Annotated in this window: 16 protein-coding genes and 1 pseudogene; 12 read left to right on the top strand and 5 right to left on the bottom strand. The window is 72.7% G+C overall.

Annotated elements, in window-relative coordinates:
- Positions 1-584: 584 nt before the first annotated feature.
- Positions 585-2,012 (top strand): rifampin monooxygenase, encoded by a 1,428-nt coding sequence (gene rox / locus ACFQRF_RS14310; RefSeq protein ID WP_379871571.1) that lies wholly within the window; start codon positions 585-587, stop codon positions 2,010-2,012.
- Positions 2,013-2,226: 214 nt separating this feature from the next.
- Here the strand turns inward: rox and ACFQRF_RS14305 are convergent.
- Positions 2,227-3,036 (bottom strand): annotated as a pseudogene (locus ACFQRF_RS14305) (IS5 family transposase); the annotation flags it as partial.
- A gap of 533 nt (positions 3,037-3,569) precedes the next feature.
- On the opposite strand from ACFQRF_RS14305, the gene ACFQRF_RS14300 reads away from it, so the two are divergent.
- Positions 3,570-4,463, top strand: a complete 894-nt coding sequence (locus ACFQRF_RS14300; protein WP_379871570.1) for an alpha/beta fold hydrolase — start codon at positions 3,570-3,572, stop codon at positions 4,461-4,463.
- A gap of 903 nt (positions 4,464-5,366) precedes the next feature.
- On the opposite strand, the gene ACFQRF_RS14295 is transcribed toward ACFQRF_RS14300, so the two are convergent.
- Complete coding sequence (locus ACFQRF_RS14295; protein WP_379871569.1) at positions 5,367-5,723, bottom strand: arsenate reductase family protein; 357 nt, start codon at positions 5,721-5,723, stop codon at positions 5,367-5,369.
- Between the two features lie 29 nt (positions 5,724-5,752).
- Positions 5,753-6,406: a GTP cyclohydrolase I gene (folE, locus tag ACFQRF_RS14290; RefSeq protein ID WP_465262336.1), complete on the bottom strand. Its 654-nt coding sequence runs from the start codon at positions 6,404-6,406 to the stop codon at positions 5,753-5,755.
- 229 nt (positions 6,407-6,635) lie between these two features.
- On the opposite strand from folE, the gene ACFQRF_RS14285 reads away from it, so the two are divergent.
- The 5 genes from ACFQRF_RS14285 to ACFQRF_RS14265 all read left to right on the top strand — a co-directional run bounded on the left by ACFQRF_RS14285 (position 6,636) and on the right by ACFQRF_RS14265 (position 13,514).
- Entirely contained in the window at positions 6,636-7,367 is a 732-nt protein-coding gene (locus ACFQRF_RS14285; protein WP_379871568.1) for a helix-turn-helix transcriptional regulator, read from the top strand.
- A gap of 265 nt (positions 7,368-7,632) precedes the next feature.
- Positions 7,633-10,896 carry a formate dehydrogenase gene (gene fdh, locus ACFQRF_RS14280; RefSeq protein WP_379871567.1) on the top strand — a complete coding sequence of 1,088 codons (3,264 nt, stop codon included), beginning with the start codon at positions 7,633-7,635 and terminating at the stop codon, positions 10,894-10,896.
- A gap of 87 nt (positions 10,897-10,983) precedes the next feature.
- The gene (locus ACFQRF_RS14275) at positions 10,984-11,868 is read left to right on the top strand and encodes a 4Fe-4S dicluster domain-containing protein (protein ID WP_379871754.1); all 885 of its coding nucleotides are present in this window, start codon (positions 10,984-10,986) and stop codon (positions 11,866-11,868) included.
- Positions 11,865-12,926 carry an NrfD/PsrC family molybdoenzyme membrane anchor subunit gene (gene nrfD / locus ACFQRF_RS14270; protein ID WP_379871566.1) on the top strand — a complete coding sequence of 354 codons (1,062 nt, stop codon included), beginning with the start codon at positions 11,865-11,867 and terminating at the stop codon, positions 12,924-12,926. The genes ACFQRF_RS14275 and nrfD overlap by 4 nt, the downstream gene beginning before the upstream one ends.
- A 63-nt stretch (positions 12,927-12,989) precedes the next feature.
- Complete coding sequence (locus ACFQRF_RS14265) at positions 12,990-13,514, top strand: HAD domain-containing protein (protein WP_379871565.1); 525 nt, start codon at positions 12,990-12,992, stop codon at positions 13,512-13,514.
- Between the two features lie 65 nt (positions 13,515-13,579).
- On the opposite strand, the gene ACFQRF_RS14260 is transcribed toward ACFQRF_RS14265, so the two are convergent.
- Both ACFQRF_RS14260 and ACFQRF_RS14255 read right to left on the bottom strand, forming a co-directional pair.
- Positions 13,580-14,320: an SDR family NAD(P)-dependent oxidoreductase gene (locus ACFQRF_RS14260; protein WP_379871564.1), complete on the bottom strand. Its 741-nt coding sequence runs from the start codon at positions 14,318-14,320 to the stop codon at positions 13,580-13,582.
- Positions 14,321-14,372: 52 nt separating this feature from the next.
- Entirely contained in the window at positions 14,373-15,515 is a 1,143-nt protein-coding gene (locus ACFQRF_RS14255; RefSeq protein WP_379871563.1) for an MFS transporter, read from the bottom strand.
- Between the two features lie 69 nt (positions 15,516-15,584).
- Between ACFQRF_RS14255 and ACFQRF_RS14250 the strand changes: the two genes are divergently transcribed.
- The 5 genes from ACFQRF_RS14250 to ACFQRF_RS14230 all read left to right on the top strand — a co-directional run bounded on the left by ACFQRF_RS14250 (position 15,585) and on the right by ACFQRF_RS14230 (position 21,208).
- Positions 15,585-16,634 carry a LacI family DNA-binding transcriptional regulator gene (locus ACFQRF_RS14250; RefSeq protein ID WP_379871562.1) on the top strand — a complete coding sequence of 350 codons (1,050 nt, stop codon included), beginning with the start codon at positions 15,585-15,587 and terminating at the stop codon, positions 16,632-16,634.
- A gap of 261 nt (positions 16,635-16,895) precedes the next feature.
- Positions 16,896-17,417 carry a DUF4232 domain-containing protein gene (locus ACFQRF_RS14245; RefSeq protein ID WP_379871561.1) on the top strand — a complete coding sequence of 174 codons (522 nt, stop codon included), beginning with the start codon at positions 16,896-16,898 and terminating at the stop codon, positions 17,415-17,417.
- A gap of 735 nt (positions 17,418-18,152) precedes the next feature.
- Complete coding sequence (locus tag ACFQRF_RS14240) at positions 18,153-19,103, top strand: ABC transporter substrate-binding protein (protein WP_379871560.1); 951 nt, start codon at positions 18,153-18,155, stop codon at positions 19,101-19,103.
- Positions 19,096-20,298, top strand: coding sequence for a quaternary amine ABC transporter ATP-binding protein (locus ACFQRF_RS14235; protein ID WP_379871559.1), 1,203 nt, complete (start codon positions 19,096-19,098; stop codon positions 20,296-20,298). Before ACFQRF_RS14240 ends, ACFQRF_RS14235 begins: the two co-directional genes overlap by 8 nt.
- On the top strand, positions 20,291-21,208 hold the full coding sequence (locus ACFQRF_RS14230; RefSeq protein WP_379871558.1) for an ABC transporter permease: 918 nt from the start codon (positions 20,291-20,293) through the stop codon (positions 21,206-21,208). The genes ACFQRF_RS14235 and ACFQRF_RS14230 overlap by 8 nt, the downstream gene beginning before the upstream one ends.

Below are 21,208 nucleotides of genomic sequence, written 5' to 3'. Positions count from 1 at the left end.
ATACTTAGCGCAAGAGGAAAGTGTTGTGGGGCCGCCGGTCCGGTGCCGAGGTCATGGACGTACCACCGATCGCTGATCCACTCGCCCGTGCGCTCCGCGCCCGCCGAGTGCGGAACTCGGCGGCGCCCGGTCGGGACCCCTAGGCGGGGAACCGAAGACCGCCGTCCGGCGCCGCGGCGGTCCAGGCCGTGGCGTCGATGCCGTGGTGGTGAAGCGGTGGTGAAATGTGCCTTCGCCCGCTGCGCCGGCCCCGTTCCCGAGAGAGCCGCCCGGCGTGTCGCCGCTGTCCAAGGGGGCCTGTCACGTCCGTTCCGGACGGTAAAGGAGAGGAAAAATACTTCTCTCCACTCTCAACGTATAGCGCACCCCGGGGCTTGCGGCAAGACCCGGGTCGTGCCGCAGAATCGTCGGCCGTGGCCAGAGTCCAGGAGGCGGGGGCCGCGCGATGCGCCGGCCGTCGGCGCATGGGGCGCGCGGAGACGTCGAACCGTCGGCGGGACTCGTGGTGCGGAGGTGCGGGCGTGCGCACCGCCGGACCGTGCGGAGCGGCTGGCCGCGCTTCCTCTCGTTGAATGGGCGTTCTCATGATTGACGTGATCGTGGTCGGCGGCGGGCCGACCGGGTTGATGCTGGCCGGTGAACTGCGGCTGCACGGGGTGCACGTTGTCGTGCTGGAGAAGCTGACCGAGCCGACCCGGCAGTCTCGTGGGCAGGGCCTGCACGCGCGCAGTGTCGAGCTCATGGACCAGCGCGGGCTGCTCGACCGGTTCGCCGCGGTCAGCGAGAGGTTCCAGGCCGGTGGCCTCTTCGGCGGCATCATCAAGCCGTGGCCGGACCGGCTGGACACGGCGCACCCGTACGGCCTCGCCACCCCGCAGCCGGTCACCGAGCGGCTGCTCAACGAGCGTGCCCTCGAAGTCGGTGCCGAGATCCGGCGCGGCTGCGAACTGGTGGGGCTGAGCCAGGACGGGGACGGCGTGACCGCCGAGCTCGCGGACGGCACGCACCTGCGTTCCGGCTACCTCGTCGGCTGCGACGGCGGCCGCAGCACCGTGCGCAAGCGACTCGGCGTCGGGTTCCCCGGCGAGCCCAGCCGAGTCGAGACGCTGCTGGGCGAGATGGAGCTGACCGCGGACCCGGCGGAGATCGCCGCCGTCGGCGCGGAGGTGCGCAAGACCCACCTGCGGTTCGGCGCCGCGCCCGTCGGGGAGGGGGTGTACCGCGTGATCGTGCCGGCCGAGGGGGTGGCCGAGGACCGTACGGCCGCACCCACCCTGGAGGAGTTCCGGCAGCGGCTGCGCGCCCTGGGAGGCACCGACTTCGGCGCGCACTCGCCACGCTGGCTGTCCCGGTTCGGGGACGCCACCCGGCAGGCCGAGCGCTACCGGGTCGGCCGGGTGCTGCTGGCCGGCGACGCCGCGCACATCCACCCGCCGACCGGCGGGCAGGGACTCAACCTCGGCGTGCAGGACGCGGTCAACCTCGGCTGGAAGCTGGCCGCCGCGGTCAACGGCTGGGCGCCGGAGGGCCTGCTGGACAGCTACCACGCCGAACGGCACCCGGTGGGCGCCCGTGTGCTGGACAACACCCGCGCGCAGACCACGCTGATGGGGACGGACCCCGGGGCGATCGCACTGCGGGAGCTGTTCTCGACGTTGATGGATTTCGAGGAGGTGAACCGCTACATCACCGGGATGATCACCGCGGTCGACGTCCGCTACGACCTCGGAGAGGGGCATGAGCTGCTCGGCAGGCGGATGCGCGACATCGCCCTGAAACGGGGCCGCCTCTACGCGTTGCTGCACCGTGGCCGCGGGCTGCTCCTCGACCAGACCGGCCGGCTCTCGGTGGCGGGCTGGGCGGACCGGGTCGACCACGTCATCGACGTCAGCGAGGAACTCGATGTGCCGGCCGTGCTGGTCCGGCCGGACGGCCACGTGGCGTGGGCCGGTGAGGACCAGCAGGACCTGCTCGACCACCTGCCGAGGTGGTTCGGCGCCGCCGCCGGCTGAGTACGCGGTCGCGGCCTCGAAGAGCGCGGAGTGCGGGGCGGTACGTGCCGCCCCGCACGGCCGGCCGATGCTGCACGACGTGGCGGGGCCGGAGCGTCGGCGTGCGCTTCGTGCCACCACGTGGGACCCCGTGGGCGCCACAGGGGGAGCGCGAGGGAACCGGCCGTGCCTTCGCCGGGCGGTGCTTGCAGGCAGTGTTTCTTGAACGGGTGAGGTCGCATAGCCGGACGCGGATGGCGGCGAGCCGGACGGTCCCGTCATGGACCGCGGCTCTCTTGCCGTACCCGGCCGCGACCGCCCGGTTCCGCTTGGGCGGGTTGATCGCGCGCTCGACCGTGTTGCGGCCTCGGTAGGCGGCCCGGTCGAAGGCCGGAGCCCGCCGCTCCGGAATCCGTGCCCGCGGCTCTTCTCCCGCTGTCCGCGCGGCCGGGCGATGGCCGCCTTGATGTTGCGGGCTCGCGGTGGGCGCGGATCGCGGCCGAGGAGCAGGCCTTACCGCCGGTCCGCGGCTCGAACGTGAGCGTGTCGCCCCGCTGGCCCGGGCCGGTGGCGATGGCCAGGGGACGGCGGCGGGAGTCGGCGAGCGGGGCGGACCTTGGTGGTCAGCCCGCTCCGGGGACGTCCGAGTGCTTCGGATTCGTCCCTTTCCTGCCGGGGCGCGTTCCCTTTTTCGCGGCCCCGGCGGCGTGGTGGTGGGCGCGCACCATGGCGGAGTCCACCGACACCTCCGGGGGATGGCCGATGGCGGCATCGATGCGCAGGGCCTCGGCGATGCCGTTCCAGGTTCCGTCCAAGAAACAGCGGAGGTGCCGTCCGGCGGCGGTCTCCCAGGGGCCCCGTACCGTTCGGGCAGGTCCCGCCACGGGATACCGGTGCGGGTGCGGAACAGAAGGGCGTTGATGACTCGCCGGTGGTCGGCCCATCGCTTGCCTTTGCGGGGGTGGGCGGGCATGAGCGGGGCGAGCAGGTCCCACTCGGCGCCGGTGAATTCATGCTGCCGGACCCCGTCGAGACAGGGCTCCAGAACACCGGCCCACCCCGAAGACCTTTCAAAACAACAGGACCTATGCGCGCTCGCCTTTTCGCGTTTCTGTGCCGCTGACGCGGGTGGGGCCTTCGGCGGTGGGCGTTGGCGGCTTCGGGCGCTCGTTGGCTCGCCGCCCTGTGCTTGTGGTCGCGCTCGCCTTCTCGCTTCCCTCCGCCGCCAACACGGGTGGGGCCTTCGGCGGTCGGCGTTGACGGCTCCGGGCGCTCGTTGGCTCGCCGCCCTGTGCTTGTGGTCGCGCTCGCCTTCTCGCTTCCCTCCGCCGCCAACACGGGTGGGGCCTTCGGCGGTCGGCGTTGACGGCTCCGGACGCTCGTCGGCTCGCCGCTCCGCTTGTCCCCCGGGCGAGCCACGCGCAGGTGTCCGCCTTGGGGGGACGATTTCCGGACGCCGGATCCGTAGCGTTCAGAGGCGGACGCGGCGCTCCGGCAAGGAACGTGCATTCGGCGCCGAAGGCCTGCCGCGTCGCCCCGCGAACCTGTATCCCCCTCGCCGCCCTGGAAGGCGTTCCCATGAACCACTCGATCAGGACCATCGCCGCGGCCGGACTGTGCGCCACGGCCGTCGTGGGGCTCGCCGGCTGTTCGGCGGCGGGCGGGCCGGACCCGCTCTCCGGCATGGATCTGCCGACGGCCCCCGAGGACTGGTTCTCCGGAACCGAGGAGATCACCGTCGGCGGCCATTCCGTGAACGTCTCCTGCTCCGGCGTCCCGGTGCCGGGGGAACCGGTCATCGTCCTGCTGCACGGCGGGGGCGACGACCTGACCACCATGGCCGACCTACAGGAGACGCTGAGCGCCGACGCCCGTGTCTGCTCCTACGACCGGCTCGGCGCGGGCGCGAGCGACGGGCCGGACGGCCCCCAAGACTTCGAGGACATCGGCGAGACTCTGACCGGGGTGCTCGACGAGGTCGCCCTGGGCGGTCCGGTCGTGCTGGCCGGGCACTCGATGGGCGGGCTGATCGCCGCCCGGTACGCCCCCGACCACCAGGACAGGGTCCATGGCCTGGTCCTGCTGGACGCCACCTCGCCGACCGCGGTCGCCGACCTGGAGGACCGGATCCCCGAGTCCGCCACCGGCCCGGCCGGCGAACTGCGCGCCCAGACCCTCGCGATCTTCGCGGGGGAGAACCCGGAACGGCTCGTCTTCACCGACGGGGAGGTCCGCTCCGCCGGTGACATCCCGGTGCGGGTGATCCAGCACGGGCAGCAGTACCTCGCGGAGGTGCCCGAGTACGGTCCGGGTCTCGAAGAGGACTGGACCGCGGGCCAGCAGGCGTGGCTTGCTGTGTCCAGTGACAGCGAAGCGAGCACCGCCGAGAACAGCGGGCACTACATCCACGTCGACGAGCCCGAGGTCGCCGTCGAGGCCATTGAGCAGGTGGCCGCGCAGGCCGCCGACTGACGTAGGGCCCGGTGGAGCGGCGCCGCGATCACGGAGCAGCGAGCCGACGAGCGTTCGGAGCCGTCGACGCCGATCGCCGTAGGTCTCTCCTGTGTTGGTGGGGGAGGGAAGCGAGGGGGCGGGTGCGACCTTAAGCCCGGAGCGGTGAGTCGCCGAGCGTCTGGAGCCGCTGACGCCGACTGCCGTAGGTCTCTCCCGCGTCGGCGGCGGAGGGAAGCGAGGAGGTGAGTGCGACCTTAAGCGCGGAGCGGCGAGTCGACGAGCGTTCGGAGCCGTCGACGCCGACTGCCGTAGGTCTCTCCCGCGTCGGCGGCGGAGGGAAGCGAGAAGGCGAGCGCGACCACAAGCACAGGGCGGCGAGCCGACGAGCGTCCGGAGCCGTCCACCCCGATCGCCGTAGACCCTTGCGCGTCGGCGGCGATGGGAAGCGAGAAGACGGGCGCGACCAGAAACAATGATCTCAGCCGAAGACGCCGAACACCTGCGCGGCCGGGTCCGCCGCTCCTCCATCCCGGAGGTCGGCAGGACTCCGGGCGGTTCGCACCGGCGTGCGCGCGCTCGCTCGGAAGAACGTGCCGCCGACGCGGTCGGGGTCCCGGCCGTGCGTCAGGGCGTGGTCCACGACGGCCCGGACATCCCACGGAGCCGGGGGCCCGCCATCGGCCGTACCGCCCCACGGCACGACCGCCTTCGACGGCAGGCCGGCCCGGAGCGCGCGGTCGTTCCCGGCCGGCGACCCGGACGCGCAGGTGCGCGCACCTGTGTGGTGCGCGTTCGCCGGTGACGTGCGGGACCCGGCTCCCGCGCGGGCTCGCGTCCGTCCGCGTACGGCCTTCGCGCCCGCTCTGTGCCGCCGCCTCCTCCGCCGCGCGAGCCGGTGCGGGCCGGGCGCGTCCGGCACCGCTACGGCAGGACGGAGCGCACCGATTCCGGGGTCCGGCCGACCACCGCGCTGCCGTCGTCGGCGGTGATGATCGGCCGCTGGATCAGTACCGGGTGGGCGGCCAGGGCCTCGATCCACCGGGCGCGCACGGTCTCGTCCCGCGCCCACGCGTCCATCCCCAGCTCCGCCGCAACGGGCTCGCCGGTGCGGGTGATGTCCCACGGCTCCAGCCGCAGGCGCCGCAGCACGTCCACGAGCTCCTCGGCGGTCGGGGGCGTTTCCAGATACCGCCGCACCGTGTACCGGGCGCCTTCGGCATCCAGCAGCGACAGCGCGGAGCGGCATTTGGAACAGTCGGGATTGATCCAGATTTCCACGAGGCGGCCTTTCGGGTCGGGACGCGGGGTCAGCCGGCGGTGCCGGTGAGCGAGAGGAACTCCGCGCGGTAACGGGCGTCGGCGCGGAGTTCGCCCAGGAACGTGGAGGTCACGGTGGTGGTACCGGTCGCCTGGACGCCGCGCAGGGTCATGCAGGTGTGCTCGGCCTCGACGACGACACCGACACCCCTGGGCGCGAGGTTGCCGTCGAGCCAGTCGGCCACCTGCTTGGTGAGGCGTTCCTGAACCTGGGGACGGCAGGCGAAGTGCTCCAGGACGCGGGCGAGCTTGGACAGCCCCAGGATCCGCGCGCCGGGGAGGTAGCCGATGTGCGCCGTGCCGACGAAGGGCAGCAGGTGGTGCTCGCACACCGACCGCAGCGGGATGCCGCGGGCGAGAACGAGTTCCTCGTAGCCCTCATCGTTGGGGAAGGTCGTCAGGTCGAAGGGGCGCGGACTGAACAACTCGGCGTAGGCGCGTGCCATCCGGCCGGGGGTGCCTCGCAGGCTCTCGGAGTCGGTGCTGATGCCCAGCGCCTCCAGGAACCGCCCGGCGGCGAGTTCGGCGGCGGCCAGGTCCACCCCATCGGTCGGCCGGGCGACGCGGAGGGCGGTACGCCCGGGAAGCGCGGTGCCGTCATCACCGGCACGTTCGGACACGGCGACGGTCGGGGGGCGGGTCACGGCAGATACCGCCCGCCCCAAGCGCCCGCACGCCCGAACGGCTCCGCCTCGCACGCGGACCGGCGGGCGCGGTCGGCCGGCTGCCGCAACGGCGGTCCGGTCATCGCAAGCACCTCCTGCTTTTTCACCAACGTGTGTTGGTCTTATTGTGCCCGATCCGTGGATGTCACGGGACACGGAGGCCCTCGCGAGCGAATGGACCCATGCGATTGGGAGATATCGTTAGGAGGTGGCTTCCGAAACGCCCCGGCCGCCGTCCTCCGGCGACGCCGCCATCGACTCCGTCAGCGTCCTCGGCGAGGAACTGAGGCGGAAGATGTTCGCCTTCGTGCGCCGTGCCCGCCGGCCGGTGACCCGCGACGAGGCGGCCGCCAGCGTCGGGATCTCCCGCAAACTCGCCGCCTTCCACCTCGACAAACTCGTCGAGTCCGGCCTGCTGCGCGCCCACACGCACGGCCCGGACGCCGCCCGCAAGGTCGGCCGGCGGCCGAAGGTGTACGAGCCCGCGGACGCCCAGATCCACGTCAGCATCCCCGAGCGCCGTCACGAACTGCTGGCCGGACTGCTGCTGCAGGCCCTCCTGACCGAAGGCGAGGACGAGACCGGGGCCCAGGCCGCGGCCCGCGTCGCCGAGCAGCGTGGCCGGGAACAGGGCGAGGCGGAGCGTGCACGGGCCCGCCCCGGGCGGCTCGGCGCCGAGCGCGGCATCACCTTGTGCGAGCGCATGCTCGACGAGCAGGGCTTCGAACCGGTGCGCGAGGGGCCGACCCGGCTGCGGCTGCTCAACTGCCCCTTCCACCCCCTCGCCGCCGAAGCCCCCGGTCTCGTCTGCGGCATGAACCACGCCTACCTCACCGGCTACCTCCGGGGCCTCCGGGCCACCGGCGTCCAGGCCGTCCTCGCCCCCCGCCCGGGAGAGTGCTGCGTGGAACTGCGCCGGGCCGACGCCCCTTCCGGCTGACCCGCCCTCACCCGCCCGGCCCCGGCACCGGCCCGAACACCCCTCGCGTCCGCGCGCGCACCGCGCCCCCGCGGTCGTTCTCCGCCGGTCACCACTCGCGAAGCCCCAGGTCACACCGGTTCCACCGGGCCCGCGGCGAACGCGCGCGGCGATCGGTACGTGTCACCGGCCCGCTTCCGGGTTAGGGGGCACGCACCGGCCGTGGCGACGGTGGCCCGGCCGGTCCGGCGGGTCCGCCCGTGGCCGCCGGGCGGGAGGTGAACGCATGGGCGTCCGGCAGTGGCTCGACGCGTGGCCGGTCTACCGGCAGCTGACCGGCGACGATCCCCTCGGGCGGGGCGCCGCCGCCCAGTCCGCGCGCAGCCGCTCGCTGACGGCACGCACCGGGACCGCCGACCGGGTGGTCACCTCGGTGTGCCCCTACTGCGCGGTGGGCTGCTCGCAGAACGTGTACGTGCGCGACGAGAAGGTCGTCCAGATCGAGGGCAACCCGGACTCTCCCGTCAGCCGGGGCCGGCTCTGTCCCAAGGGCGCCGCCTCCCTCCAGCTCACCACCGGCCCCTCCCGCGAGCAGCAGGTGCTGTACCGGCCGCCGTACGCCCGCGACTGGCAGCCGCTCGACCTGGACACCGCCATGGAGATGGTCGCCGACCGTGTCATCGAGACCCGGCGCCGCACCTGGCAGTGGGAGGAGGACGGACGCCGGGTCGCCCGCACGCTCGGCATAGCCAGCCTCGGCGGTGCGACGCTGGACAACGAGGAGAACTACCTCATCAAGAAGCTGTTCACCGCGCTCGGCGTGATCCAGGTCGAGAACCAGGCGCGGGTCTGCCACAGCGCCACGGTCGCCGGGCTGGGCACGTCGTTCGGGCGCGGCGGCGCCACCACGTTCATGCAGGATCTCCAGCACGCCGACTGCATCGTCATCGAGGGCTCCAACTACGCCGAGGCCCACCCCGTCGGGTTCCAGTGGGTGATGGCGGCGAAGGCCCGCGGCGCCGTCGTCATCCACGTCGATCCGCGCTTCAGCCGGACCAGCGCGCACGCCGACCTGCACGTCCCCATCCGCGCCGGCACCGACGTCGCCTTCCTCGGCGGCATCATCAACCACGTCCTCTCCACCGGGAAGTACTTCCGCGACTACCTGCTCGCCTACACCAACGCGGCCACCATCGTCTGCGAGGACTTCCAGGACACCGAGGACCTCGACGGCCTCTTCTCCGGCTTCTCCCCGCAGGACCGGGACTACGACACCGACAGCTGGCAGTACGAGGGCGCGCAGGTGGCGGCGGCCGCCGGGCGGCGCGAGCAGATGTCGCGGCTGGAGTGGGCGCGGCGCGAGGAGAGCCGGCACCGGATCGGCGCCGCGGGACGGTCCGAGCAGCACGGCTCCGGCGGCGCCGCGATCGCCGGTGAAGCCACCTACGACGAGACGCTGGAGCATCCGCGGTGCGTGTTCCAGATCCTGCGCCGGCACTTCTCCCGCTACACCCCGGCGATGGTCCGCCAGGTGTGCGGCATCCCGGAGGAGACCTTCCTGGAGGTCTGCCGGCACCTGACGGAGAACTCCGGCCGCGACCGCACCAGCGCCTTCTGCTACGCGGTCGGCTGGACCCAGCACACCACCGGATCGCAGTTCATCCGCGCCGCGTCCATCCTGCAGCTGCTGCTCGGCAACATCGGCCGCCCCGGTGGTGGCATCCAGGCGCTGCGCGGGCACGCCAGCATCCAGGGGTCCAGCGACATCCCGACCCTGTTCAACCTGCTGCCCGGCTACATCCCGATGCCGCACGCCCACCAGCACTTCGGACTCGACGACTTCGTGCGCGCCGACGCCGCCCGCAAGGGCTACTGGGCGAACATGCGCGCCTACGCGGTCAGCCTGCTCAAGGCGTGGTTCGGCGACGCCGCCACCGCCGACAACGACTACGCGTTCGGCCACCTCCCGCGGCTGACCGGCTCGCACAGCACCTACGACACCGTCATGGCGCAGCTCGACGGCACCTGCCACGGCTACTTCCTCATGGGGGAGAACCCGGCCGTCGGATCGGCCAACGCCCGCGCGCAGCGGCTCGGCATGGCCAACCTCGACTGGCTCGTGGTGCGCGACTTCTCCCTCATCGAGAGCGCCACCTGGTGGAAGGACGGGCCGGAGATCGCGACCGGCGAACTGCGGACCGAGGACATCGGCACGGAGGTGTTCTTCTTCCCGGCCGCCGCGCACATCGAGAAGGACGGCAGCTTCACCAACACCAACCGCATGCTCCAGTGGCACGACGCCGCGGTCCGCCCGCCCGGGGACGCCCGCAGCGACCTGTGGTTCATGTACCACCTGGGCCGCATCATCCGGGAGAAGCTGGCCGGCTCCACCGACCCCATGGACCGCCCGCTGCTGGACCTCACGTGGGACTACCCGCTGGAGCACGGCGACGAGCCCAGCGCGGACGCCGTGCTCGCCGAGATCAACGGCCGCGACGCGCAGGGCCGGCCGCTGACCCGCTACCAGGAACTGCGCGACGACGGCTCCACCAGCTGCGGCTGCTGGATCTACTGCGGCGTGTACGCCGACGGCGTGAACCAGGCCCGCCGCCGCGAACCCGCCGGCCGGCAGGACTGGATCGCCGCCGAATGGGGGTGGGCCTGGCCCGCCAACCGGCGCATCCTGTACAACCGCGCCTCCGCCGACCCCGACGGCCGTCCGTGGAGCGAGCGCAAGGCCCTGCTGTGGTGGGACCCCGAGGAGGCGCGCTGGGCCGGTCACGACATCCCGGACTTCGACGCCACCCGGCCCCCGGACTACCGGCCGCCCGAGGGCGCCACCGGCCCGGACGCGCTCACCGGGACCGACGCCTTCATCATGCAGGCCGACGGCAAGGGCTGGCTGTACGCACCCGCCGGGCTCACCGACGGTCCACTGCCCACGCACTATGAGCCGCAGGACTCCCCGGTCGCCAACCCGCTCTACTCCCAGCAGCGCTGCCCGACCCGGCTCGTCTACCCGCACCCGCTGAACCGCTACCACCCGAGCGGTGACGCGGCGGGCGCGCTCGTCTACCCCTATGTCGTGACCACCTACCGGCTCACGGAGCACTTCACCGCCGGCGGCATGAGCCGGTGGACCCCGTACCTGGCCGAGCTGCAACCCGAGTTCTTCTGCGAGGTGTCGCCGGAACTCGCCGCCGAGCGCGGCCTGTGCCACGGCGAGTGGGCGACCATCATCAGCGCCCGTAACGCCATCGAGGCGCGGGTACTGGTCACCGACCGGATGGCCCCGCTGCGCGCGGGCGACCACGTCGTGCACCAGATCGGGCTGCCCTACCACTGGGGCCCCAACGGCCACAGCACCGGCGACGCCGCCAACGAGCTCTCCTCGATCTCGCTGGACTCCAACGTGCACATCCAGGAGGTCAAGGCGCTCACCGCCGACATCCGCCCGGGCCGCCGCCCGCGCGGCCCCGCCCTGCGTGAGCTGGTCGACGAGTACCAGCGGCGTGCGGGGGTCACCGACACGACCGGCACGGAGGTGTGAATGACCGGCAGCGAACCCGACGCGCACGGCGGCCCCCCGCCCGCGGACCCGGCCGGCGACGCCGGGCACCGCGACCATCCTCCCCGCATGGGATTCTTCACCGACACCAGCGTCTGCATCGGCTGCAAGGCGTGCGAGGTCGCCTGCAAGGAATGGAACGCCGTTCCCGAGGACGGCCTGAACTTCTCCGCGACCTCCTACGACAACAGCGGCGGCCTGGGCGCCGACACCTGGCGGCACGTCGCCTTCGTGGAGCAGCGCCGCCCCCTCGGCCGCCAGCACAGCGGTGTCGCCCGCGACGGAGCGGCGGGCACGGCCACCGCCGACGGCGGTCCGCCGACCGTCGACCTCGGCATGCCGTCCTTCGACCGTCCCGGTGACACCGCAGGCGCCGACGGGCGCACCGAGTTCCGGTGGCTCATGGCCTCCGACGTGTGCAAGCACTGCACGCACGCCGCCTGCCTGGACGTCTGCCCGACCGGCGCGCTGTTCCGCACCGAGTACGGAACCGTCGTCGTTCAGGAGGACGTGTGCAACGGCTGCGGCTACTGCGTGCCCGCCTGCCCGTACGGGGTGATCGACAAGCGCGCCGACGACGGCCGGGTGTGGAAGTGCACCCTGTGCTATGACCGGCTCGGCGCCGGCCAGGAGCCCGCCTGCGCCAAGGCGTGCCCCACCGACTCCATCCAGTTCGGGGAACTCGACGAGCTGCGGGAACGCGCCGGCCGTCGCGTGACCGAGCTCCAGCTCGCCGGAGTCGACTCGGCGCGGCTGTACGGCGAGGACCCCGGCGACGGGGTCGGCGGAGCCGGGGCGTTCTTCCTGCTGCTCGACGACCCCGAGGTCTACGGACTGCCGCCCGACCCGGTGGTCACCACCCGCGACCTGCCCGCCATGTGGCGGCACGCCGGGGCCGCCGCCGCGGTGCTGCTCGCCGGCCTGGCCGCGACGTTCCTGGGGAGGCGCCCGTGAGCACGTCCGACGTCACCCGCGCCGGAGTGCGCGGCGCCCGGCCCGACCGCGACGCGGTGACCGGGTCCGTGCACGCCCGGCCCGACCGCGACGCGGTGACCGGGTCCGTGCACGCCCGGCCCGAGACCCACCCGGCCGCCGGGCACGCCCGCGACGGCGAGTTCCGCTCCTACCACGGCCGCCCGGTGCTCAACCAGGTCCCGTGGGCGGCCCGCGACATCGCCGGCTACCTGTTCCTCGGCGGGCTCGCCGGCTCCTCGTCGGTGCTGGCCGCCGGGGCCCACCTGACCGGGCGGCGCGCCCTCGCCCGCACCGCCAAGGTCACCGCCCTCGGCGCCGTCACGCTGTCGCTCGCCGCGCTCGTCAACGACCTGGGCCGCCCGGCCCGGTTCCTCAACATGCTGCGGGTGTGCAAGCCGACCTCGCCGATGAGCGTGGGCTCGTGGCTGCTCGCCGGATACGCTCCGCTCGCCGGTGCCGCCGCCGTCACCGAGCTGACCGGCCGGCTGCGGGCGCCCGGCACCGCCGCGACGGTCGGTGCAGCGCTGGCCGGCCCGGCCGTTGCCGCCTACACGGCCCCGCTCATCTGCGACACGGCGGTGCCGGCCTGGCACGAGGGATACCGGGAGATGCCGTTCGTGTTCGTCGGCTCGGGCGCGGCGGCCGCCGCCGGGGCCGGTCTCCTCGCCGCGCCCACCGGCGAGACGGCCCCGGCCCGCCGCGCCGCCGTCCTCGGCGCGGTGCTGGAGACGGCCGCGCTGGCCCGGATGCGCCGCCGGTTCGGCCCGCAGCTCGCCGCCACCCACCGCCGGGGCCGCGCCGGGCCGCTGCTGCGTGCGGCCGAGGCGCTCACGGCCGCCGGAGCGCTCGGCGCGGCGACCCTGGGCGGGCGCAGCCGCTGGGCCGCCGCCCTTTCCGGCGCCGCACTGCTCGCCGGCTCCGCCGCCACCCGCTTCGGCGTCTTCCACGCGGGCCTGGCCTCGGCCGCCGACCCGCGGTACACGATCGTCCCGCAACGCCGGCGGGTCCGCGATCGGGCGGGGGCGGGGCTGTCCTGACGGCGCGGACACGAGCGGCCGGCCGGGAGGAGGCGCCGATGTAGGCGCCGCTACGGTGCGGTCATGACCGGTTCCACGCCGCCCCTGCTCTTCCTCGATGTCGACGGGCCGCTCATTCCCTTCGGGGCGACCCGCCACGAGCTTCCCGAGGGTTACCCGGCCTATACGGCCGCGCGCGTGCCGCGCGCGGCCGCGGCGAACCCCCTCATCACGCGGATCGATCCGGCGCTCGGGCCCCGGCTGCTGGCGCTGCCGTGCGCGCTGGTGTGGGCCACGACGTGGATGTCCGACGCGAACGACTGCATCGCGCCGTGGCTCGGCCTGCCGGAGTTGCCCGTGGTGGACTGGCCGGATTCCGCCGACGTCGATCAGGCGGACGGACTGCACTGGAAGACCCGTCCGCTCCTGGACTGGGCGGACGGACGCCCGTTCGCGTGGATCGACGACGAGATCACCGACCGGGACCGCGCCTGGCTGGCGGCCCGCCATCCCGGACGCGCGTTCCCGCACCGGATCGACCCGCGCTACGGCCTGACGGATCAGGACCTCGCCGCTCTCGACCGGTGGCTCCGGCGCCACCCGGGCTGATCGCCTCCCCGGCCGGAGGCGGGCGTCGCCGCCGACCGGGCGGGGAGGCGGGGGAGGACCGGGCGTCAGGCGAAGTGGAAGCCGCCGTTGACGACGATCCGCTGCCCGGAAATGAAACCGGCGTCCTCGGAGGTGAGGTAGGCGACCGCTCCCGCCACGTCATCGGGGGTGCCCCACCGGGGGACCGCCTGGCGGCCCAGCCACCGTTCCGCCACCTCCGGGGGGATGGCGCCGTGCCGCTCCACCGGGATCCAGCCCGGGGCGACCAGGTTGACGGTGATGCCGTCCGTGCCGAGCTCCAGCGCCCATCCGCGCGTGAGACCGAGCAGGGCACCCTTGGCGGCCATGTAGGCCGACCATCCCGGGTCCGCCCGGTCGAACAGGTCGCTGCCGATGTGGACGACGCGGCCCCACCTCGCGGCGCGCATGTCCGGTACCGCCGCGTGCAGCAGGGCGAGGGGGCTCTTGGTGAAGAACTCGAAGTGGCGGAGCATGTACGCCCACGAGAGCTCCTCGACGGGCACCTCGCCCTGGGGGCCGGAGGCGTTGGCGACGGTCACCAGGACCGGGCCGAAGTGCTCGCGAGCCCACTGGACCATGGTGGCCACCTGGGCGGGATCGGTGGCGTCGACGCCGACCGCCAGCGCGCGTCCCCCGGCTCGCGCGATGTCGTCGGCGAGTCCCTCGGCCGCCGCCTGGTCCAGGTCGTTGACGACCACCGGCCAGCCTTCGGCGGACAGCCGGCGGGCGATCGCCGCGCCCAGGCCGCGGCCGGCCCCGGTGACCAGTGCGGTTCCCTTTCTCATCTCTGCTCTCCTTGGCATCGGCCGAAGCCGCGTCGCGGGCGGCTCCGGCGGTTCACAGCAGGTTTCTGCGGCGCAGCGTCGGCAGCACCGGAACGAGGGCGACCAGCGCCGTGGTGAGGGCCGCGACTCCCAGGAACGCCTCTCGCACGCTGGAGGCGTCCGCGAGGAAGCCGACGTAGGCGGGACTGAGCAGGAAGCCGAGGTAGGCCACCGAGGTGATCGCGGACGTCGCGCGTCCCCGGGACCGCTCCGGAACGGACCGCAGCCCGTAGGACACCAGGGTCGGGAAGAGGACGGCGGTCCCCACGGCCGCCGCCGCGATGCCGAGCATCGCCGTCCACAGGGAGGGCGCGGCCACGACGACCACGCCGCCGACGGTCGCCAGCACCGCACCCAGGACCACGGTCGTCATCGGCCGGGTCCGGGCGGTCTCGGCCGCGAGGAAGCGTGTCAGCGCGGCCAGGGCCGCGAACGCCGCAGGCGCCAGCGAGGCCACGGCCGGGATGGCGAGGTACTCGTCGGTGAGCAGCACCGCGCCCCACGACTGGTAGGCGTTCTCGGAGGCGAACGCCAGGGCCCCGATGACGCCCACCGCCAGCAGCGGGACGACGCTGAGCGCCAGTGGGCCCGGGGCGGCGCTCTCCTTCGGGGACTCCGAGGGCGCCGGGCGGCCGCCGGCCCACGCGTGGACGGTGTACGCCAGTACCAGGCTGGCCACGGCGCCCGCGGTGAAGTTGACGAACAGGTTCTCGGTGAGGGTGCCGAGGCCGCCCGCTCCCAGGCTCACCGCGGCGACGGTGAGCGAGAACGCCGCGTGCGACCTGGACACGACCGGGCGCCCCGTGTTCCGCTCGACGGTCGCGGCGAGCGCGTTGATCGCGACGTCGGTGGCCCCGGAGGCGGCGCCGACCAGGAAGATGGCCGCGCACAGTGTGGCGAAGTCGGCCGCCGCGCCGGCCACGACCACGCCCGACAGCCCCAGGATCGCGAGCATCGCGCCCGCCACCCGGAGGCCGAGGACGTCGATGAGCCTCCCGCTGACGAGCATCGCGGGCAGCGCTCCCGCGCCGACGAACAGCAGGGCGGTGCCGAACTCGCCGTCGGTCACCCCGGCCTGACTCCGCAGCAGGGGGAGCGTGGCGCCCCAGATTCCCCAGAAGACGCCCAGACCCGCGAACGCCAGGTACGGCGTCACGTTCCGGGGAGGCGCTGAGCGCGCGTGCGATACCGGCATTGTGTAACGATACACAGATAGGGTCGGTCTGTGGCAAGCAATCGCAGACGCGCGACGCTGAAGGACGTGGCGAACCGGGCCGGGGTGTCGCCGATGACCGCGTCCTACACCTTCAGCAGACCGGACCGGGTCGCACCGGCCACCCGGGAGCTCGTGCGCGAGGCGGCGGCGGACCTGGGGTACCGGCCCGACGCCGTGGGCCGGGCGCTACGGTCCGGGCGCACCCAGCAGCTCGGCGTCGTCTTCGGCGAGCATCTGTCCTACGCCTTCGACGACCCGCAGGCGGCCCAGTTCCTGGCCGGTGTGGCCGAGGTGTGCGTGGCGGAGGTCTTCGGCGTCACGCTCATTCCCACGCGCGGCGACACCGCGGACGTCGACCGGGTCCTGTCCGCGGCGGTCGACGGATACGTGCTGTGGACCACGGCCGAGGACGACCCGGTGCTGGAGGCGGTCGGAGCCGACCCGCGCCCGGCGGTCATCCAGGGCGGGCCGCGGCGCGCCGGCATCGCCTGTGTCACGCAGGACGACTACCGGGCGGCCTTCGCGGTGGTCAGCCAGGCTCTCGGGGAGGAGGACCGCGTTCCGGCCGTGCTCTCCTTCCCCGCCGACCGGTCGCGCCACGATGCCGTCACCACCGGCGCGGATCTCTCCCCGGACGTGCCCTTCCCCGTGACGGCCGCACGGCTGCGCGGCTACCGCGACGCGATCGAAGCCAGCGGGCGGGCCTGGGCCGACACGCTCGTCGCCATCGCGCCGAGGAACACCAGGAGCGAGGGCGCCGCGCTGGCCCGCCGCCTCGCCCCCAGGCTGCCCGCCGACGCCCTGGTCATCGCCATGAGCGACGAACTCGCCCTCGGCGCCTACGAAGCGCTGCACACCACCCACCCGGACGCCGCCTACACCGGCTGGGACGGTTCCCGGCCCGCGCTGGAACTCGGCATGTGGTCGGTGACCAACCCGCTCCGCGAACAGGGGCGGCGCTGCGCCCGGATCGTCGTCGGGGGCGACACGGAGGAATCCGCGGGCGGCGGCGTCCCGTGGAGCGTGCGGCGGGGTGCACGGTCGCGCGAGCAGCGCTGACGGGCCGTTCGCGCCGGTCCGGCCGGCGCGCGTGCCCGTTCTGTGGTGCCGGCGCTCATTCCGGCCGCATTCCGCCGTTGCGAGACGGATTCGGCGGTCCGATTTTTTGATCGATCTCCGGTTCGTCCGTGAACCGCCCTGAAGACTTCGACGTCCCAATGAGGCATCACACGCCCGCGCCGCAGTTTTGAAAGGGATATGTCTGAAATGTCAAAGTTGATGGGTATTCGCGCTACTCAGGGACTCGCTATCGGAGCCACGGTGGCCTCCGCCCTGACCATGGCGGCCCCGGCGGCCTTCGCCGACGACACGTCCGCGGTCGGGACCATGAGCGTCGCGGACTGTACCGCGGCCGACGTGCGGGTCGTCGAGCTGAACCGCGAGGGCGCGGCCGGCAACGTCTACATCGACCTCCTCATCGTGAAGCTGCCGCCGCAGAACCCGTACGCCGACGAAGCGTGCGTGATGTACGGGGAACTGGCCCAGATGTACTGGGGAGACGACCAGGGCGACCGGATCGGCGGCACCGCCGAGCAGGACGGCGACGCCGTCACTCCGTTCGGCCTCTTCCCCGGGGACGAGGCCAGAGTGACCATCACCCGCCCCAACCCGGAGAACTTCAATGCGGCCGAGTGCGAGCCGACCGAGGTCGGGGGCGCGTACCTGTCCTTCGTGAACGACGACGAGACGGTGTACGTGCCCACCGACGGCCGGGACCGCGTGTGCGCCAACCCGGACCTGGGCGCGCCCCGGATCTCCGCGATCACCCCGGCCGGCGCCTGAACGGGCCGAGCCGCCGCTCACTGACCGGCCGGGCGCGCGCACGGGTGCCGCGCCCGGCCGGCTCATGTCGAAGGACGGCGGGACGGCGAGGGCGTCCGACGACCTCGGCGCCTGGCCGTCGAAGAACAATTCACGCGCGCGGCCGGGGATTCCCCCGCGCATTTACCTTCCGATTTCCCGGGGCGCTCCACTTCACCGCGGAATGCGGCCGTTCGCCGCGGTTGCCGCCCGAACTCGTGTGGCGCGCGAAAGAGGTGGGCCTGAGCGGCGGCATTTCGTGCTGGAGGACATCGCGCCGGTGCTGACGGCGAACGAGGGCACCCTGCCGAGCCGCCCGAGCCGTGGGCGGTCGCCCGCGGCGCTCCGCCGCTTCGGCCATCCTGTCGCTCCAGGCGGAACCCGTTGCGGCGCCGCTCTCCCGGGCCTGGTGATACGGCGCGGAGCATCGTGCGAGGGCGATGATGTACGGCATTTCAATGGCCCGCGGATTTCCATATAGAAAACTTCTATAGTTTACAATAAGTATTGATATACATTACATTTAACCGACTATTGAATTCGGTGGTCCCCTCAAGCAGTATCGGGCGATGTGTTGTTGGTTGCGGGAGTTAATTCCGCGACAACTGTGAATTGGACCACGATTTCCGGGGGTGAAAACGACAATTCCTACCCTTGAGAAAGTGTCCTAAACAAGAAAAATTCACAGTCGCCCGACTGTCCAGAGAGGTCCCACCCATGTACCTGCGACCACGCCGCGTTCTGGCAACGTCCCTCGCGGCGCTCAGCGCACTGACCGTCGCCGCGTGCAGCGAGCCCGAGGGAGGGTTCGGAGCCGCCGCCGGGAGCGACACCGAGATCACACTGGTGGAGCAGCCGTGGGAGGACCTGATGGTCGAGAACGCGATCGTCGGCAGGCTCCTGACCGAACTCGGATACGACGTCAGCGTCGAAGAACTCTCCGTTCCGCTCGGCGCCCAGGCGCTGAGCACCGGCGAGGCCGACGCCTACCTCGGCAACTGGTGGCCGAGCCAGGAGGACGTCTTCGCCGAGTACATCGACGCGGGCAGCGTGGAGGTCCTCGGCACGCTCGTCACGGGATCGTCCTTCGAACCCGCCGTCCCCCGCTACGTCGCCGAACGGCTCGACGTGACCTCACTCGCCGACCTGGCACCCAACGCGGCCGAGTTCGGCAACGAGATCCTCGGAATCGAGGCCGGGACGCCCGGGAACCAGAGCATCCAGAACGCCATCGACGGCGACGCCTACGGCCTCGGCGACTGGAACCTCGTCGAATCGAGCACCCCGGCCATGCTCGCCGAGGTCGAACAGCGTGTCGCCGCCGAGCAGCCGGTCGTCTTCCTCGCCTGGGAACCGCACTGGATGAACGTCGAATGGGACCTCGTCTACCTCGACGACCCCGAGGAAGCCTGGCCGGGCGCGGGGGAGATCCGGGTCGCCACCCGCGAGAACTTCGAGGCCGACAATCCCAACGTGGCGCGGCTGCTCTCGCAGATGACGGTGGACGGCGAGACCGCCTCCGACTGGGTGTACGCGGTCAGCCAGGAGAACACCCCGGCGGATGACGTCGCCCGCGCCTGGATCGCGGACAACCCCGACACGGTCGGTACGTGGCTGGAAGGCGTCGAGACCGTGGACGGCGAGCCCGCGGAGGTTCCCGGTGCTTGAGGCCCGCCATCTCACCAAGGTATTCGACCTCTCCCCGTCGCGGGCCCGCCGCGCACTCGGAGCCGGGGCCGACGGGGACCGTGCCCGCGCGGTGCGCGAAGCCGGCGGCGTGCTCGCCGTCGACGACGTCTCCTTCTCGGTGGAGCGCGGGGAACTCTTCGTGATCATGGGCCTGTCCGGTTCGGGGAAGTCCACGGTCATCCGGATGATCAACCGGCTGGTGACGCCGACCGCCGGGAACGTCGTGTACGACGGGACCGACGTCGGCGCCATGACGCCGCGGCAGCTCCGCGAACTGCGGAACCAGCGGATCGGCATGGTCTTCCAGCACTTCGCGCTCTTCCCGCATCGCACGGTGCGGGAGAACGCCGCCTACGGGCTGAAAGCGCGCGGCATGCCCAGACGCGAACGCCTGCGGCGTGCGGACCGTGCCCTGGAGCAGGTGGGGCTCGGCCGGCGGGGGGACGCCTACCCCGACGAGTTCAGCGGGGGCATGCAGCAGCGCGTCGGGCTGGCCCGCGCCCTGACCACGGACCCCGACGTCCTCATCATGGACGAACCGTTCAGCGCGCTCGACCCGCTCACCCGCCGCGCCATGCAGGAGCAACTGCTCGAACTGCAACGGGACTTCCGCAAGACCATCATCTTCGTCACGCACGACCTCAACGAGGCGATGCGCCTCGGCGACCGCATCATGGTGATGCGCGACGGCCGGATCGTCCAGCTCGGCACCGGGCCCGACATCATCTCGCGGCCGGCGGACGGCTACGTGCACGACTTCGTGTCCGACGTCGACCGCACCCGTGTCCTCACCGCGGGCACCGTCATGCAGCCCGCGTGGGTCACCGCCACCGTGGACGAGGATCCCGCCGCCGTGCTGGCCCGGGTGGCGGACTCGCGCGGCCAGGGCGTCTACGTCACCGCCCCTGACGGCGAGATCGCCGGTGTCGCCACCCCCGAGCTGCTGTCCCGGGCCGTCGCGGAACGCGCCGCCGACCTGCGCGACTGCCTCAGCGACGACTACACCGCGGTCCCCGACGACACCCCGCTGGTCGAGTTCTGCCATCTCACGGGCGGGCACGCCGTGCCGCTCGCGGTCGTGGACCGCGACAAGCACCTGGTCGGCGTCGCGCCCCGGGCCCGTGTCCTGGACGCCATCGCCTCCGCCCCCGAGGACGTGAACGCACATGCCTAGGATTCCGGTCGGCACGGTCATCGAGTCGGCGCTGCAGTGGCTGGTGGACAACGCCGGCGGCTTCTTCGACGGCCTCTCCGCGGTACTGCTGTGGGCCGTGAACGCCGTCTACACGGCGATCGCCACACCGCTGCCGTTCGTCCTCATCGCGGTCTTCGGCCTCGTGGCCGCCGTGGCCACCCGCAGCGTGGTCCTGACGGTGTTCACCGTGCTCGCGTTCCTGCTCGTCGACGGCATGCGGCTGTGGACGGAGACCCTGGAGACCCTCGCGGTCGTCATCATGGCCGCCGCCATCTCGGTCCTGGTCGGCGTTCCGATCGGGGTCCTCGCCGCGAACAGCGCGCGGGTGAGCGTCTGCGTCCGGCCGGTCCTCGACTTCATGCAGACCCTGCCGGTGTTCGTCTACCTCGTGCCCTCGGTCTTCTTCTTCGGCATCGGGGTCGTCCCGGGCATCGTCGCCACCACCGTGTTCGCGATACCGCCGGCCGTCCGCCTCACCGAACTCGGCATTCGCCAGGTGGACGCCGAGATCGTGGAGGCGGCCCGGGCGTTCGGTCCCCGCCCCGGGCAGGTGCTCCGCGAGGTCCAGCTCCCGCTGGCGCTGCCGTCCATCATGGCGGGCGTCAACCAGGTGATCATGCTCGCGCTGTCCATGGTGGTCGTCGCCGGCATGGTCGGGGCGGAAGGACTCGGCGGAGTCGTCGTGAGCGGCGTCACCCAGTTCAACATCGGCCTCGCGTTCGAGGGAGGCATCGCCGTCGTCGTCCTCGCCATCTTCCTCGACCGGGTCACGGGCGCCTTCGGCGGATCGCGAACGGTGGGCCGGCGCCTGCGCGCCGCCCTGGAGGCACGGCTCCGGCGGCGGCAGGACGACGAGCCCTCCCGGGAACCCGAGCACGCCGCCGTCTGA

Source organism: Marinactinospora rubrisoli (assembly GCF_042664915.1).
GTDB classification, from domain to species: Bacteria; Actinomycetota; Actinomycetes; order Streptosporangiales; family Streptosporangiaceae; genus Marinitenerispora; species Marinitenerispora rubrisoli.
This window is presented reverse-complemented; position numbering and strand designations above follow the sequence as displayed.

Coding starts and splice junctions, on each gene's coding strand:
- ACFQRF_RS14240 (WP_379871560.1), top strand. CDS start 18,153: ATGTACCTGCGACCACGCCGCGTTCTGGCAACGTCCCTCGCGGCGCTC.
- ACFQRF_RS14265 (WP_379871565.1), top strand. CDS start 12,990: ATGACCGGTTCCACGCCGCCCCTGCTCTTCCTCGATGTCGACGGGCCG.
- ACFQRF_RS14275 (WP_379871754.1), top strand. CDS start 10,984: ATGGGATTCTTCACCGACACCAGCGTCTGCATCGGCTGCAAGGCGTGC.
- fdh (WP_379871567.1), top strand. CDS start 7,633: ATGGGCGTCCGGCAGTGGCTCGACGCGTGGCCGGTCTACCGGCAGCTG.
- rox (WP_379871571.1), top strand. CDS start 585: ATGATTGACGTGATCGTGGTCGGCGGCGGGCCGACCGGGTTGATGCTG.
- ACFQRF_RS14260 (WP_379871564.1), bottom strand. CDS start 14,320: ATGAGAAAGGGAACCGCACTGGTCACCGGGGCCGGCCGCGGCCTGGGC.
- ACFQRF_RS14300 (WP_379871570.1), top strand. CDS start 3,570: ATGAACCACTCGATCAGGACCATCGCCGCGGCCGGACTGTGCGCCACG.
- ACFQRF_RS14230 (WP_379871558.1), top strand. CDS start 20,291: ATGCCTAGGATTCCGGTCGGCACGGTCATCGAGTCGGCGCTGCAGTGG.